General features: G+C 71.1%; 14 protein-coding genes and 1 pseudogene. 5 read left to right on the top strand and 10 right to left on the bottom strand.

Annotated features, from left to right (window positions below; translation table 11 throughout):
- Positions 1 to 52: 52 nt before the first annotated feature.
- The 3 genes and pseudogenes from DY157_RS11815 to DY157_RS11810 form a co-directional block, all read right to left on the bottom strand.
- Positions 53 to 778: a response regulator transcription factor gene (locus DY157_RS11815; protein WP_115728533.1), complete on the bottom strand. Its 726-nt coding sequence runs from the start codon at positions 776 to 778 to the stop codon at positions 53 to 55.
- Between the two features lies 1 nt (position 779).
- Entirely contained in the window at positions 780 to 1,124 is a 345-nt protein-coding gene (locus DY157_RS12005) for a sensor histidine kinase (RefSeq protein ID WP_407923479.1), read from the bottom strand.
- Positions 1,125 to 1,243: 119 nt separating this feature from the next.
- Positions 1,244 to 1,510: pseudogene (locus DY157_RS11810) on the bottom strand (histidine kinase dimerization/phospho-acceptor domain-containing protein); the annotation flags it as partial.
- Positions 1,511 to 2,025: 515 nt separating this feature from the next.
- Here DY157_RS11810 and phoU point away from each other — a divergent pair.
- Entirely contained in the window at positions 2,026 to 2,700 is a 675-nt protein-coding gene (phoU, locus tag DY157_RS10150; protein WP_115728684.1) for a phosphate signaling complex protein PhoU, read from the top strand.
- A gap of 121 nt (positions 2,701 to 2,821) precedes the next feature.
- Here the strand turns inward: phoU and DY157_RS10145 are convergent, their stop codons facing one another.
- The 4 genes from DY157_RS10145 to DY157_RS10130 all read right to left on the bottom strand — a co-directional run bounded on the left by DY157_RS10145 (position 2,822) and on the right by DY157_RS10130 (position 4,955).
- Positions 2,822 to 3,358 (bottom strand): GNAT family N-acetyltransferase, encoded by a 537-nt coding sequence (locus DY157_RS10145; RefSeq protein ID WP_115728532.1) that lies wholly within the window; start codon positions 3,356 to 3,358, stop codon positions 2,822 to 2,824.
- The gene (locus tag DY157_RS10140; protein WP_115728531.1) at positions 3,355 to 3,660 is read right to left on the bottom strand and encodes a type II toxin-antitoxin system TacA family antitoxin; all 306 of its coding nucleotides are present in this window, start codon (positions 3,658 to 3,660) and stop codon (positions 3,355 to 3,357) included. Before DY157_RS10140 ends, DY157_RS10145 begins: the two co-directional genes overlap by 4 nt.
- A gap of 176 nt (positions 3,661 to 3,836) precedes the next feature.
- Positions 3,837 to 4,574: a phosphoglyceromutase gene (locus DY157_RS10135; protein ID WP_115728530.1), complete on the bottom strand. Its 738-nt coding sequence runs from the start codon at positions 4,572 to 4,574 to the stop codon at positions 3,837 to 3,839.
- Positions 4,575 to 4,628: 54 nt separating this feature from the next.
- Positions 4,629 to 4,955 carry a histone-like nucleoid-structuring protein Lsr2 gene (locus tag DY157_RS10130; protein ID WP_115728529.1) on the bottom strand — a complete coding sequence of 109 codons (327 nt, stop codon included), beginning with the start codon at positions 4,953 to 4,955 and terminating at the stop codon, positions 4,629 to 4,631.
- Between the two features lie 376 nt (positions 4,956 to 5,331).
- Here DY157_RS10130 and DY157_RS10125 point away from each other — a divergent pair, with 376 nt between their 5' ends.
- The 4 genes from DY157_RS10125 to DY157_RS10110 all read left to right on the top strand — a co-directional run bounded on the left by DY157_RS10125 (position 5,332) and on the right by DY157_RS10110 (position 9,455).
- Positions 5,332 to 6,735, top strand: a complete 1,404-nt coding sequence (locus DY157_RS10125) for an LLM class flavin-dependent oxidoreductase (RefSeq protein ID WP_218938097.1) — start codon at positions 5,332 to 5,334, stop codon at positions 6,733 to 6,735.
- An 8-nt stretch (positions 6,736 to 6,743) separates the two neighbouring features.
- Complete coding sequence (locus tag DY157_RS10120; protein ID WP_115728528.1) at positions 6,744 to 7,433, top strand: CE1759 family FMN reductase; 690 nt, start codon at positions 6,744 to 6,746, stop codon at positions 7,431 to 7,433.
- On the top strand, positions 7,430 to 8,071 hold the full coding sequence (locus tag DY157_RS10115) for a MarR family winged helix-turn-helix transcriptional regulator (RefSeq protein WP_115728527.1): 642 nt from the start codon (positions 7,430 to 7,432) through the stop codon (positions 8,069 to 8,071). Before DY157_RS10120 ends, DY157_RS10115 begins: the two co-directional genes overlap by 4 nt.
- A gap of 127 nt (positions 8,072 to 8,198) precedes the next feature.
- Positions 8,199 to 9,455: a chloride channel protein gene (locus tag DY157_RS10110; RefSeq protein WP_160159529.1), complete on the top strand. Its 1,257-nt coding sequence runs from the start codon at positions 8,199 to 8,201 to the stop codon at positions 9,453 to 9,455.
- 147 nt (positions 9,456 to 9,602) lie between these two features.
- Here DY157_RS10110 and DY157_RS10105 read toward each other — a convergent pair whose 3' ends face one another.
- The 3 genes from DY157_RS10105 to DY157_RS10095 all read right to left on the bottom strand — a co-directional run bounded on the left by DY157_RS10105 (position 9,603) and on the right by DY157_RS10095 (position 14,604).
- Positions 9,603 to 10,541 (bottom strand): aldo/keto reductase, encoded by a 939-nt coding sequence (locus tag DY157_RS10105; protein WP_115728526.1) that lies wholly within the window; start codon positions 10,539 to 10,541, stop codon positions 9,603 to 9,605.
- 124 nt (positions 10,542 to 10,665) lie between these two features.
- Positions 10,666 to 11,658 carry a ferrochelatase gene (gene hemH, locus DY157_RS10100; protein WP_115728525.1) on the bottom strand — a complete coding sequence of 331 codons (993 nt, stop codon included), beginning with the start codon at positions 11,656 to 11,658 and terminating at the stop codon, positions 10,666 to 10,668.
- Positions 11,659 to 11,850: 192 nt separating this feature from the next.
- Entirely contained in the window at positions 11,851 to 14,604 is a 2,754-nt protein-coding gene (locus tag DY157_RS10095) for a VaFE repeat-containing surface-anchored protein (RefSeq protein WP_115728524.1), read from the bottom strand.
- Positions 14,605 to 14,622 lie beyond the last annotated feature (18 nt).

Genomic DNA, 14,622 nt, shown 5'->3' with positions numbered 1-14,622 from the left:
CTTTCGGTGAAGAGAAGTGCTGCTCTCGGTGAGGGCCGGACGCGCCGCCGGGTCAGTCCTTCGGCTTCGAGACGAGCTTGTACCCGAGGCCGCGCACGGTGACGAGGCGGACCGGGTTGGACGGGTCGGGCTCGATCTTCGAGCGGAGCCGCTTGACGTGAACGTCGAGCGTCTTCGAATCGCCGACGTACCCGGCGCCCCACACGCGGTCCATGAGCTGGCTGCGCGTGAGCACCCGATCGGGATTGCGCGCGAGCACCCGATCGGGATTGCGCGCGAGGAACTCGAGGAGCTCGAACTCGCGCAGCGGCATCGACACCTGCTCTCCGTCGACCGCAACCTCGTGGCGGTCGACCCACAGCTGGATGCCCCCGACCTCGTAGAGGTCCTCCTCCACGTCCTCGTTCGCGATCGCGGCCCCGCGCCGGCGGAGGACCGCGCGGATGCGGGCGAGGAGCTCGCGGAAGGAGTAGGGCTTCGACACGTAGTCGCCGGCGCCGATCTCGAGCCCGACGATCCGGTCGACGACCTCGTCCTTCGCGGTCACCATGATGACGGGGACGTCGCTCGACTTGCGGAGCTTGCGGCAGACCTCGGTCCCCGGGATGCCGGGGAGCATGAGATCGAGGAGCACGAGGTCGTAGACGCCGGTGCGCGCCATCTCGAGGCCGGTCTCGCCGTCCCCGGCCTCGCCGACGTCGTACCCCTCGCGCTTGAGGTTGAAGGCGAGCGACTCGCGGTAGGTCTCCTCGTCTTCGACGATGAGGATCGACGTCATCTCACAGGTCCTTTCCCTTGCCGTTCGTCGTCGCGGCGTCGGCGCCCGCCGCGGCCCGCCCGTCGTCCACGCCCGCGCCGCCGGCCCGGTGTTCATCGACGAGGGCGCCCTCGTCGATCGGGTCGGAGTCGACCTCGTCGTCCTCGCCGGTCTCGGCCTCGGGCAGGACGAGCGTGAAGGTGGAGCCGCGGCCCGGCTTCGACCAGACGGTGACGGTGCCGCCGTGGTCGGAGGCGACGTGCTTGACGATCGAGAGTCCGAGGCCCGTGCCGCCGGTGTTGCGCGAGCGCGCCGGGTCGACGCGGTAGAAGCGCTCGAAGACGCGCTTCTGCTCCTCCTCGGAGATGCCGATGCCGGAGTCGACGACGGAGACGGAGACGAGGTCGTCGTCGACAGCGGGTCGGGGGCCTCGAGGCGGGAGAGGTCGATGATGTCCTTGACGAGGTTCGAGAGCCGCTCGGACTCGCGGACGAGTTTCGGCGCGAAGTGGGCGACGGCCTCGGCGTCCTCGGGGTTCTCCGCAATCGTCTCGGCGAGGAGCCGCACAGCGCCGACCGGGGTCTTGAGCTCGTGGGAGATGTTCGCGGAGAAGTCCCTGCGCGCCGCGGCGTTGCGGCGTTCGAGGGTCGTGTCCTCGACGAGGATCAGCGAGTAGCCGCGCGGGAGCGGGGCCACACGGACGTTGAAGTCGAGGACGGCGTTGGAGCCGACCGAGGAGCGCGGCAGTTCCATCTCCTCTCGCTCGGGGTGCCCGGTCGCGGCGACCCGCTCGACGAGGGCGACGAGCTTCGGGTGAGCGAGGGCGTTGCCCCTCACGAGGCCGTTCGAGTAGGCGGCGGCGTCCGCGCGGAGGATGACGCCGAGCCGGTCGACGACGATCGAGATCGTCGGGAGGGACGTGAGGATCGCGAGGGCGTCGGGGCTGAGGCCCGTGTCCTCGGGCTCGACCGTGTCCTCATCGGCGATCTGACGCTGGGAAAGGAGGTAGCCGCCGACGCCGAAGGCGCCGACGAGGACGCCGAGGACGGCGACGACGATGAGCGTGAGGATCTCCGGCACGCCCCCGCCCTATCGGCGAAACCGCGCGATTCCAGGGCCGAACGGGATTCCCCGGTCAGGCGATACGCAATCGTCGCGCACCGTTCACCGTCCGTTCACCCCTCCTCCGGATTCGCGTTACACGAGGATGGTGGGATCACGGTGCGCAGATGGGCCCGAAGGGCCCGCAACATGAGAAGGGTGCGAACGTGCGAGAACTGTATCGCCAGGAACTTGCCCAGCTGGGCTCCGAGCTCGAGCGGATGGGCCGCGGCGTCGCCCGCGCGATCGACCGGGCGACGATGGCCCTGCGCGACGGCGACCTCGCCGTCGCCGAGCAGACGATCGACGCCGACGAGCGCCTCGACGAGAACGCCCGTCAGATCGACGAGATGTGCATCCACCTCCTCGCGCTCCAGGGGCCGGTCGCCTCGGATCTGCGGCTCATCCTCTCCGCGCTCCACCTCTCGCAGACGATGGAGCGCCAGGGCGACCTCGCCCGCCACATCGCGGCGATCGCGCGCACGACCTACCCGACCCGCTCGATCGCGGCCCCCGCGGTCGAGGTCATCACGAAGATGGGCGAGGCCGCGACGAAGATGGGCGCGCTCGAGGAGAAGCTCATCACGACGCAGGACATCGCGATCGCCGATGAGATGCAGCGCTTCGACGACACGCTCGACGACCTCCAGGTCGAGGTCCACCGCCTCATCGCCGACGAGTCGGTCGAGCTCACCCGTCAGGAGATCGTCGACCTCACGCTCGGCGCCCGCTTCCTCGAGCGCTTCGGCGACCACGCCTGCTCGGTCGCCCGCCGTGTCGCCTACGTCGTCGAGGGCGCCCACGCCGCGACGACCGAGGGCGGGATCGACGCGCACCTCTGACCGTTCGCCCGATCGGACGAGCGCGGGCCCCGGGGGAGGATCCCCGGGGCCCGCTGCCGTTCGTATGCGGCGGCTGTCCGAGTCCGCCCGGCCCTCCGGCTCCGCCGAGCGCGCCGCGGGTTCACTCCGCCCGGCGTCCCGGTCTCGTCTCATCGAGCCCGCTGAGGAGCCGCACCACGGGCGCGAGCGGGAGGAGCAGCTGCAGGTCGTCGAGGGGAGACTCGCGAAACTCCGCGAGACCCGAGTAGAAGCGCTTCGCCTCCTCGTCGCGGCAGTGGATGACGAGGAAGACCGCGCCGACACTCTGCGCGACCCGGCAGGATCGCAGAATCGCGTCCTTGACGAGTGCGCGACCGATGCCCCGTCCCTGCGCGCGCCGATCGACGGCGAGTCGGGCGAGGAGGACGCAGGGGATGTCTGCCGGCCGATGGTGCCCGAACTCCGGTGGGGCCTGGTCGCGCCCGATCCCGGCGGCGCAGATCGCGTAGTAGCCGACGACCCGACCGTCGAGGACGGTCGCGTAGGTGATCGCGTTGCCCGCCCGCTGGTTCTGGAGCGCGAACCGCCTGAGCCAGTCGTCGAGCTCGGGCGCCCCGGAGTCGAAGTCGCCCCGCTCATCGGTCCGAGAGAGTCGACGCGGCGGCTCGAGGACGGTCATTCCTCGTCGAGGGCGAAGGCCCTGCCGAAGGGCGTCGGGCGGGCGAGCATCGCGCGGAGCCGGACGTCGTCGACGGGTTCGTCGAGGAGGGCGAGGAGGGCCTCGTGCTGCTCCTCGCTCGCGGTGAACCAACGTCGGTCGGCGAGGACGCGCTCTGCCTCCTCGATCGCCGACCCGAGGACGAATTCCGTGAGCGTCGCATCCTTCGCGCGCGCGGCCTCTTTCAGCAGGACCTCCTGGCGCTCGCTGGCGCGCAGGTTGATGCGCCGACTCCGAGGCGCGCTCATCACTCCGTGAGACATGCATCCCCCTTTCGTGCGCACATCGTACTCACGACACAAGGGTAACGGAAGGGGCCGAGCACCTTGTGAACGCACCGCGGGCCCCGACCGGACGGTCGGGGCCCGCGGGTCCGGGTCAGTCGAGAGCCCTCGTGCCGTCGAATTCGGCGCCGGGTCCTCGAATCAGCCCGTTGCGCTCACTTGCCCTGGTTGGCGACGGCGGCGATCTTCGCCTCGGCCTCGGGATCGAGGTACGTGCCGCCCTTCTTCACGGGCTTGAGGGTCTCCTCGTCGAGCTCGTAGACGAGCGGGATGCCGGTCGGGATGTTGACGCCGGCGATCTCGTCGTCCGAGATCTCGTCGAGGTGCTTGACGATCGCGCGCAGCGAGTTGCCGTGCGCCGCGATCATGACGGTCTTGCCCGTCTTGATCGCCGGGACGATCGTGCCGTCCCAGTACGGGAGCAGGCGCTCGAGGACGTCCTTCAGGCACTCGGTCGCGGGAATCGGCTCACCGGCGTAGCGCGGGTCCGAGTCCTGCGAGAACTCCGAGCCGGCCTCGATGGCGGGCGGCGGAACGTCGTAGGAGCGACGCCACTGCATGAACTGATCCTCGCCGTACTCGTCGCGGATCTCCTTCTTGTTCTTCCCCTGGAGGGCGCCGTAGTGGCGCTCGTTGAGGCGCCAGTTGCGCTCGACCGGGATCCAGTGGCGATCGGCGGCGTCGAGCGCGAGGTTCGCGGTCATGATCGCGCGGCGCAGCATCGAGGTGAAGAGGAGGTCGGGGAGCACGCCGGACTCCTTGAGGAGCTCGCCGCCGTGCGTCGCCTCCGCGCGGCCCTTCTCGGAGAGCGGGACGTCCACCCAACCGGTGAAGAGGTTCTTCGCATTCCATTCGCTCTCGCCGTGGCGGAGCAGCACCAATGTGTAGGTCATGGCGTTATTCTTCCATTCCTCGCGAGGTCCTGTCATGGGACCTCGCGCCCGGGATCAGGCCTGCGCGGCCTCGTAGGCGGCGACGATGTCGGCGGAGATGCGGCCGCGCTCGTTGACGGCGATGCCCTGGCTCTGCGCCCACGCGCGGATCTCGCCGGCCTTCGAGGAGCCCTTCGACTTGGTGGCGCGAGCGGCGCGGGTCGTGCGACCGCCGACGCGGCGGGCGGCCTCGATCCACTTCGAGAAATCGGCCTCGAGCTCCTTCGCGTGCTCCTCGGTGAGGTCGATCTCGTAAGCGACTCCCCGGAAGGAGAAGCTCACGGTCTCATCCGCCTCGGCGCCGTCGATGTCGTCGACGAGAACGACCTGGGTCTTCTTCATATGGATTTTCCTTTTCCCCTTCGACCGGATCCACCGTACGGATCCGGCATTCACCGAAATGATAATCGGAAATCGGCCCCCTGGGAAAGTCTCCACAATTCCGATTCTCCGGGGCGCGCGTCCACCTCCCCGATTCATACAAGATTCACAGGCGCGCGCATTCCTCGCGGTCGAATATCCCCGCCGGAAAGCGCTCTCGCCCCACGCATTGTTCCGGACGCTGAAGAAATTCCGGGCCCGACCACTCCCTGAAACGGACGCGCCGCCCCGGCCTCGTCGATCGCGAAGGCGCACGGGCGGACCGTCGCCCTCCTCACACTCCAAGTAGTTGAATCTTGTACTATATTGGAGGCAGTCACGAAAGAAGGAGCCCGACATGCAGTTCGGCATCATGAGCGTCTCGGACCTCACCACCGATCCTACGACCGGCCGCACCCCGACCGAGGCCGAGCGCATCGCCGCGTTCCTCACGATCGCGAAGCACGCGGAGGAGGTCGGGCTCGACGTCGTCGCCCTCGGCGAGCACCACAACCCTCCCTTCTTCTCCTCCTCCCCCACGACGACGCTCGCGAAGATCGCGACCGAGACCTCGACGATCCAGCTCTCCACCTCGACGACGCTCATCACGACGAACGACCCGGTGAAGATCGCCGAGGACTACGCGATGCTCCAATACATGTCAGGCGGACGCATCGACCTCATGATGGGCCGCGGAAACACCGGTCCGGTCTACCCCTGGTTCGGGCAGGACATCCGCAACGGCATCGCGCTCGCGATCGAGAATTACGCCCTCCTGCGCCGCCTCTGGTCCGAGGAGAACGTCACCTGGTCCGGGAGATTCCGAACCCCCCTGCGCGGATTCACCTCCACCCCGCGCCCCCTCGACGGGATCTCCCCCTTCGTCTGGCACGGCTCCATCCGCTCCCCCGAAATCGCCGAACAGGCCGCCTATTACGGCGACGGATTCTTCCACAACAACATCTTCTGGCCGCCCGAGCACACCGCCAGAATGGTCGCCCTCTACCGCGAGCGCTTCGAGCACTACGGGCACGGCCCCGCGAAGAAGGCGATCGTCGGACTCGGCGGCCAGGTGTTCATGCGCGCGAATTCCCAGGACGCGATGCGCGAATTCCGCCCCTATTTCGATAACGCCCCCGTCTACGGACACGGCCCGACCCTCGAGGACTTCTCGACGCGCACGCCCCTCACCGTCGGCTCCCCGCAGCAGGTCATCGACCGAACCCTCGGATTCCGCGAGGTCGTCGGCGACTACCAGCGACAGCTCTTCCTCATGGACCACGCGGGCCTGCCGCTCAAGACCGTCCTCGAACAGCTCGACATGCTCGGCGAGATCGTCCCCGTCATGCGCCGCGAGTTCGACGCCATGCGCGACCCCGAGGTCCCCTCCGACCCGCCGACCCACGCCTCGCTCCTCGCCGCCCGCGAGGGCTCGGCCGCCGTCGACGCGATCACCCGCGAGCTCGAGAAGGCCGACGCCATCCGCGAGTCCGTCCGCCTCGCGCGGACCGCCGGCGCCTCCTCGTCCGACGCCGCGCCCTCCACCGCTTCCTCCTCCCCGATCGACGAGGGCGGGGCCGACGCGTTCTCGGACGCCGCCGAGGACGAGGCCTTCGGGAACTCCGACGCCTTCGGCGCCCGCGTCGCCTCGCGCGAGGACTCGGTCACCGGCGCATCCTTCTACCCCCAGCAGGACACCGACGAGGCCGCCGTCGCCCACGCCGACGCCCTCCTCGCCGGGACCGGCGCGGACGCGAAGTGAGGACCCCCATGCGATCGATCGTCATCGTCCACGCCGGAATGAGCGAGGAGTCCTCGACCGCGAGGCTCGCCGCCGAGATCTCCTCCGCCCTCGACACCGAGGCGCGCGCCCGGGGGCTCGAGGTCGAGATCCGCACGATCGGCGTCCGCCCGCTCGCCCACGCCATCGTCGACCACGTGCTCACCGGCTTCCCCGGCCCGGAGCTCGATGAGGCCCAGTGCGCGGTCGGCGCCGCCTCCGCCCTCGTCGCCCTCACGCCCACCTACCAGGGCTCCTACTCCGGCCTGTTCAAAGCCTTCTTCGACGTCCTCGACAAGGACGCCCTCCACGGGACGCCCGTCCTGCTCGGGGCGACGGGCGGGACGCCGCGCCACAGCCTCGTCACCGAGACCGCGATGCGCCCGCTCTTCACGTACAACCACGCCGACCCGGTCCCGACCGCGATCTACGCGGCGACCGAGGACTGGGGCGCGCACGCCGCCGACTCGGGCTCCGAGGGCGGCTCCGGACTCCTCCGCCGGATCCGCCGCGGGGCGCGCGAACTGCTCGATCGATGGGGCGCATTCCACTCTGAGCAGGGGGATGCCGAATCGGGAACGGTTCCCGCTACACTGGGGCACCCCGGCGAGCCTGCGACGCAGGCCGACCAGTGGCCGGGCTTCACCGATTTCGAGACTCTGTTGGGAGGCGGACGATGAGAAGAGACGCACGCGGACGCGCGTGGGAGGCGTACTTCACGACGACGACCCGCCTCTCCAACCGCATCGAGACCGAGCTGAAGAAGAAGCGGAAGCTCACCCTGCCCGAGTACAACGTGCTCCTCCAGGTGTCGCGCGCCGGCGAGGGCGGCATCCGTCCCTCGATCCTCGCGCACGAAGTCGTCTTCAGCCCCTCGCGCCTCACGCACACGGTGAACCGCCTCGTCGCGCGCGGATTCCTCGAGCGCACCGCCTGCGCCGGCGACGGCCGCGGCGGGCTCATCCACCTCACCGAGCAGGGCGCGAAGTTCTTCAAGGACACGGCCGTCGTCCACCGCGACATCATTCGCTCGCTCGCGCTCAACGACCTCGCCGAGGACGAGATCGAGGTCCTCGACCGGGTCTTCACCCGGATCGCGCAGCGCATCGACGCGGCCTGGGACTGTCCCTCATACACATCTGACCCTGCCGACGACAACAGAGGCGGGAGGCGATNCTGCCCCGCCGCCCCCCACCGAGAGCATTACCTTCGCGCGTCGAAAGCATCACCTTGCCCCGTCGAGGGGATGCGCGACTGCGCCCTCACCCGCACAAACGCACACAGTTTCCGCATCGCCTTCACGGAGACAGGCCTCTGACCGCGCCCTTCTTCCATCACCGCGTCAGGCGACAGCCCAAGAGCGCCGAAACTGTGTGCGTTTCTGCACGACGCGGGGGAGCGAACCAGCGCGGCCAGCCCGGACCCCGGCCTCTACAGTGGAACCCGTGAGTTCCCAACCCGCGACCGCCTCCCCGAACCGCCGCTTCGCAGCGGCGATCGTCCTCACGGGGATCGTCGCGGGCATCGTCGGAAGGCTGTGCACGCTGCTCCTCCACGGCGTCGAGTACCTCGCGTGGAACCTCCATTCCGGGACGCTCCTCGACGCGGTCGAGGCGACCGCGCCCTGGCGCCGCATCCTCGTCCTCGTCATCGCGGGCGTCCTCGGCGCCGCCTCGTGGACGCTGATGTTCCGACGCTCGAAGGCGCTCGTCTCCGTGTCGGCCGCCGTTTCCGGAACGCCGATGCCGATCGGGCGGGCCGTCTGGCACGCGGCGACGCAGATCGTCCTCGTCGCACTGGGCGCCTCGATCGGGCGCGAGGTCGCCCCGCGCGAGGTGAGCGCCGCACTCTCCCGCTGGATCTCGGACAGGCTCGGCCTCTCCGAGGAGGACCGTCGCACGATCGTCGCGTGCGGCGCGGGCGCGGGCCTCGCCGCCGTCTACTCGATCCCCTTGTCCGGCGCCGTCTACACGCTCGAGATCCTCCTCGTCGCGATGCGCGCGCGAACGGTCGCCCCCGCCTTCGCCGTGTCGGCGATCGCGGTCCTCGTCTCCACCGGCTGGACCCGACCCGAGCCCTTCTATACGGTGCCCCGGCTCGAGGCCTCGGCCTCCCTCACGTGCTGGGCGCTCGTCATGGGCCCGATCCTCGGCTGGCTCGGCGTTGCGTTCCGGCGCCGCGTCCACGCCTTCGAGGCCGCCAAGCCGCGCGACATGCGCTTGTGGTGGACGCTTCCGCTCGCATTCGGGGCCGTCGGACTCGTGTCCGTGTGGATCCCCTCGGTCCTCGGCAATGGCCAGGCGAGCGCGCAGACCCAGTTCGACGCCTCGTGGCTCGCCGGGATCGGGCTCGGAACCGCGGTGCTCGTCCTCGTCGCCAAGGCCTTCACGACGCTCCTGACGATCCGCGCGGGCGGCTGGGGCGGAACGCTGACGCCCGGCGTCGCGCTCGGCGCAGGCCTCGGCGCGGTGTCGGGGTTGCTCTGGTCGTGGATGTGGCCGGGGACGTCGATCGCGGCCTTCGTGTTCATCGGGGCGGCCGTCTTTCTCGGCGCCTCGATGAAGGCCCCCTTCACGGGCCTCGTGCTCGTCCTCGAGTTCACGCATCAGGGGACGGAGATCCTCGTTCCCGCGGTCCTCGCGATCGGCGGCGCCGTCGCCGCGACCGCCTGGGCCGAGCGTTCGAGGACCGCCTCCGCCTGAGACGCGTGCTCCCACCGCTTGCTTCATCGTCGCTGTCGGGCATTCCCACGTGAGAAACCCTCGCGAAGCAAGCACTGGGAGCGCGGGGGCCCGGCGGCCGACGCCGCCGGGCCCCCGCTGTCCCTCAGAACGTGAGCCGATCGATCCTCAGAGTCCGACCGAGGCCTTCGTCAGCGCGTCGATCTCCTCGGGCGCGAGCTCGAGATCGATCGACGCGAGAAGCGCCGGGAGCTGACCGATCGCGCGGGCCGACGCGATGGGGGCGGCGACCGTCTCCTGCGCGGCGAGCCACGCGAGCGCGACCGATGCGGGCTGAACGTCGTGCGCCGCGGCGATCGCGCGCACGAGGTCGACGACGGAGAACGCCTGATCGGACGCGTACTCGGAGGCCATGCCGGCGCGGGCGCCCGAGGGCTCCTCGCCGCGCGCGTACTTGCCGGTGAGGAAGCCCGCGGCGAGCGCGAAATACGGGATCACCGCGAGATCGAACTCGGAGGCGACGGCGCGATCGGAGGCCTCGAACTCGACGCGGTGGACGAGGTTGTAGTGCGGCTGCAGGGCGATCGGCCGGGCGACGCCCTGCGCGTCGGCCGCGGCGATCCACGCGCGGATCGACTCGCCCGAGAAGTTCGACAGGCCGACGTGGCGGATCTTGCCGGCGGCCTGGAGCTCCGCGAAGGCCGCGACCGACGCCCCGATCGGTGTCGCCGGGTCCTCCTCGTGCGCGTAGTAGAGGTCGATCCGGTCGGTGCGAAGCAGGGTGAGGGACGCGTCCGCGCAGGCCGCGATGTTCTGCGGCGAGAGCCCGCGGCGCTCGGGGTGCTTCGCGACCTTCGTCGCGATAACGACGTCGTCGCGGTGCCCGTGGCGCTCGAACCAGCGGCCGATGATGTCCTCGGACTCGCCGCCGCGGTTGCCCGGCGCCCACGCGGAGTAGACGTCGGCGGTGTCGACGAGCGAGCCGCCCGCGCCGACGAAGGCGTCGAGGACGGCGAAGGACTCGGAGACGTCGGAGGTCCAGCCGAAGGTGTTCCCGCCGAGGGCGAGGGGCGCGACGTCGAGATCGGAGGTGGAGAGGCGGACCATGATGTTCCCCTTTCACGGAACGACTGGTGTCGATTCCAGGCTAGGCGCGCCCTTGCCTCCCGTCGCGGGGAAGTCGCCCTCGTCGACGGCGGAGCTCCCACGGCGCGCTGAGGACCGCCGGGCCTCAGCCGATCCAGTTCCCCAGCACGTCGCGCGCCCGATCGACGAGGGCGGAGGCGGCGCCCGCCGAGTCGTTCCCCCAGGGGATGTAGTGGAATTCGCCGCCGCCCGCCTCGAGGAAGGTCCGGCGATTGAGCTGGTCGATCTCCTCGAGGGTCTCGAGGCAGTCCGCGACGAATCCCGGGCAGACGACGTCGACGCGCCGGGCGCCGCCGACGCCGAGGGACCCGACGGTGTCGATCGTCGCGGGACCGAGCCACTTCGCGGGCCCGAAGACCGATTGGAAGGTCGCCGGGCACTCGGTCTCGGACAGGCCGAGGCGCTCGCGCAGGGCCGCCGCCGTCGCGAGGCACTCGGAGCGGTAGGGGTCCCCGGCCTCGTGCATGGCGACCGGTATCGAGTGGAAGGAGAGGAGCAGGCGGTCGCCGCCCGCGAAGTCCGGCCGCCCGGTCGTCTCCCAGGCCGTGCGGATCGCGGCCTCGAGCGCGTCGATGTAGGCGGGCGCGGTCGGGAAGGAGCGGGCAAGGCGGAGCTCCGGCCGGTCGCGCCGACGCCCGATCCACGCGGCGAGGGCGTCGTCGACGGAGGCGACGGTCGTCGCCGAGTACTGCGGGTAGGCGGGGAGGATCGCGATGCGCCGCCGTCCCTCGGCCGTGAGCCCGTCGAGGACATCGCCGAGGGCGGGGGCGCCGTACCGCATCGCGGGGACGGTTCTCACGCCGGTCTCCGCCTCGACGAGTTCGGCCTGCCGACTCGTGTAGTGGAGGAGCGGCGAGCCCTCCTTCAGCCAGACGGTCCGGTACTTCGCGGCGGAGTTCGCCGGTCGGACGCGCAGGACGATCCCCTCGAGGATCGGCCGCCACAGGGCCTTCGGCATCTCGATGACGCGGGGGTCCGTGAGGAACTCGCGGAGGTAGCGCCGTACCTCCGGCGTCGTCGGTGCGGCGGGCGTCCCGAGATTGACGAGGACGAGCGCGGGTTCATCGGGGGAGGCCACCGGGCCAGGGTAACGGAGGGCCCTCGCCGCGAGAGGGGACTCGGCGGCCCGCCCGCGCCGGCCCGGTAGGGGCCGCCGGCCCGCCTTGGACGGCGCCTGCCCACAACGGGATCGTCTGAGCGACCCGAAATGGCGCTCCGCTCGCCGAGGGCTCACGGCCGCGCCGCGAGCCCTCGGCGGGGCCACGACCTCTTACCCCCGATCGCGCACCCGTACTCCGAGGAGCGCCGCAGCGCCGATGAGCGCGAGCATGAGCGCGCCGCCGAGCAGTGGAGCGCCGGTCGCGCCCGTCTTCGCGAGCTCGACGCCCGGACCCGACGAGGGCGGCGCCGACTGCGGCGACTCCGGAGCCGGAGGCGCCTCGAAGGAGACGGTCTGCCCCTCGTCCTCGATGTCGGCGTGGACGGCGACGAGGGCGTCGCCGAGTCGGAGCTCCTCGAAGACGACGAGCGAGCGGCCCGCGAGAGCGCTCGCGTCGAGCGCGAAGGTCACCTCGGCGCACCCGTCCGACGCTTCGGGGCGGAGCGTCGTCGCGACCGCCAGGGGCGCCCCGTCCGCGAGGACCGGCGCGTTGAGGAGGCGGTCCATGAGCGTTCCCGTCAGCGAATACTCCCTCCCCGCCTCGAGGCCCGTGTAGCAGACGCGGTCGACGATCCGGGCGTCGACCCCGGCGACGAGGGTCTTGTCGCCGTCGGCCCCGTCGCTCGCGGTCGTCGTCAAGGAGGCGGCGGGGGCGCTCGTCACCGTCTGTCTCTCGTCGGAGAGGTCGGCGTGGGCGACGACGAGCGCGCCGTCTCGAGCGAGCCTCTCGAAGACGACGGTCGTCCGGCCCGAAAGTCGCGCGGCCTCGACCTCGAAGAGGACCTGGGCGCACCCCTCCGGCCCTTCGGGAACGAGGGGCTGCTCGACGGTCACGGGCGCACCCGTCCCGCCGCGCACGGGCTCTCCGGACTCGCGGTCCATGAGCGTCCCGGTGAGCAGGTACTCGGCCCCGGCCTCGAGGCCCGAGTAGCAGACGCGGTCGGCGATGCGGGCCGTCCCGAATCCGGGCAGTTCCTTGTCGCCGTCGTCCGCGTCGGTCGCGGTCGTCTCGAGGGTCGGCGCTGGCGCCTCGGGCGGGGCGACCCGGTACTGCTCGGTCGCGTCCTCGACGCTCGACGCGAAGGGGCGGACCCTCGAGTCGCCGGCGAAGGAGGAGACGAAGACGTAGGTGCCGGGGCGCTCGCCGATGCGGAAGTCGGTCGCCCCGATCGACGGGTGGAAGCCGTTGCGCGCGGGGATCTCGAGCGACCCGATGGTCTCCGCCTTCTCGCGGTTCGCGTCCACGACCTCGAGCCCCTCGGGGAAGAAGAGGAGGCTCTGCGTGAAGGTCGGCGCGTCCGCCTCGAAGCCCATGCCGCCCGTGAAGGCGGGGTGGTCGGAGGGGAATCCGGTGACGAAGAGGTCGTCGACGAGGTACGTCCCCGACTTCGTCGTCCGGGTCGACAGGGACGAGTCGACGTCGATCGGGAAGCGCAGCGAGGTCGTCTCGTCGGGCAGGCCGAAGGCGTCGGCCCAGTCCGCGCGGATGAGATCGGCGAGCGGGACGGCCGCGCCCGCCTCGTCGATCGTCCCGGCCTGATCCTCCTCGACCGTCCGCCACACCCAGGTGACGAAGCCGGGCTCGGCGCCCTCGGGCAGCGCGAGGGACGCCGCGTACTCCCCCGGTCCCGTGGCCGTCAGGGTCGTTGTGCCGAGCGGCTCGGCGCCCTCGGGGATCGCCGGTTCGCCTCCGATCGACGAGGTCGACGCTCCCGCTTCGGACGGGCCGGAGGAACCGGGCGCCGTGGCGGGCAGGGCCTCCCCCGTCCGGGAAGCGGTGCCGCGGAAGACGACGGGCACGGCCCTCCCCTCGATCTCGAGCCAGTCGCCGGACCCGTAGGACGGGTCGGCGGAGACGGTGAGGACGTCGGTGAGCGGTCCGGCGTCGAGGATCTTCGCCTTGCCGACGTTCGAGGTCGCGATCGGCCGGAAATCGTAGGCGACGCGCCAGGTCGGGCCCGCGACCTCGTGCTCCTCGGCGTCGCCGCTCGGCCGGTCCCCGATCGTCACGGCGTCCTGAAGGTTCGGCCCGGTGGTGTAGCGGGTGAGGGTTTGGCGCGCGGGGTCGGTGTAGACGAGGGTCGCTCGCACCTCGCCGTTGCCGGTCGCCCGCCAGTCGAGGGAGATCGGCTCGGTGCCGGTCGTCCCGGACCAGGTCGTCGCGCCGGTCGCCGTGAAGACGGCCGGACCGTCGAGCCTCGCCGCCACGGGCCGGCCGGCGACCCAGCCGTTCGTCGAGCGCACGCCGATCGAGAAGAGGCGACCGCGGCGCTCGCCGTCGCCGCTCGCCTCGCCGTTCCCGTAGGCGACGGCGGCGGAGGCGCGGGCCTCGGCGACGTACGTCCGCGCGAGCGCGTCGACCTCGGGGATCTGGGCGCGCACGGCCGCGACGAGGCGCGACACGGACTCGGCGGGGTCGCGTCCGGCGTCGGGGGCCTCGAAGTTCGCGTGGACGAGGTAGGCGAGCGCCGCCCGGTTCGTCGCCGACGCGTCGGCCTGGTGGGCGAGGAGAATCCACGCCATCTGCGGCGTCGTCGCGTCGAGCTCGTCCGGTCCCCACTGCGCGGCCTCGACGAGGGTCGACAGGCTCGCCGTCTGGTAGGGCTCGGGATCGTCGCGCCACATGTGCGTGCAGAAGGTGGGATAGCGCTTCTCCCCGTTCGCGGGCGCCTCGATCGCGCCGAGCCACATGCCGCGCGAGGTCTCCGCCCCCACGCCGCGGACGTGGCGCCCCTCCCCGACGCCGCGCGCGGACGCGGGCCCTGCGGACAGGGCCAGAAGGCCGAGGAGAAGGAGCGCCCCGAGGAGGAGGACGAGGACGCGGCGCAGAGCCGGAACGAGGGGGAACGGAGGGGCTGCGGACATGGCGGTGCCTTTCGCGAG

Origin of the sequence: Actinomyces culturomici (genome assembly GCF_900499005.1) — a bacterium.
GTDB classification, from domain to species: domain Bacteria; phylum Actinomycetota; class Actinomycetes; order Actinomycetales; family Actinomycetaceae; genus Pauljensenia; species Pauljensenia culturomici.
The sequence above is the reverse complement of the archived record's forward strand: the minus strand, read 5'-3'. Positions and strand labels throughout refer to the sequence as shown.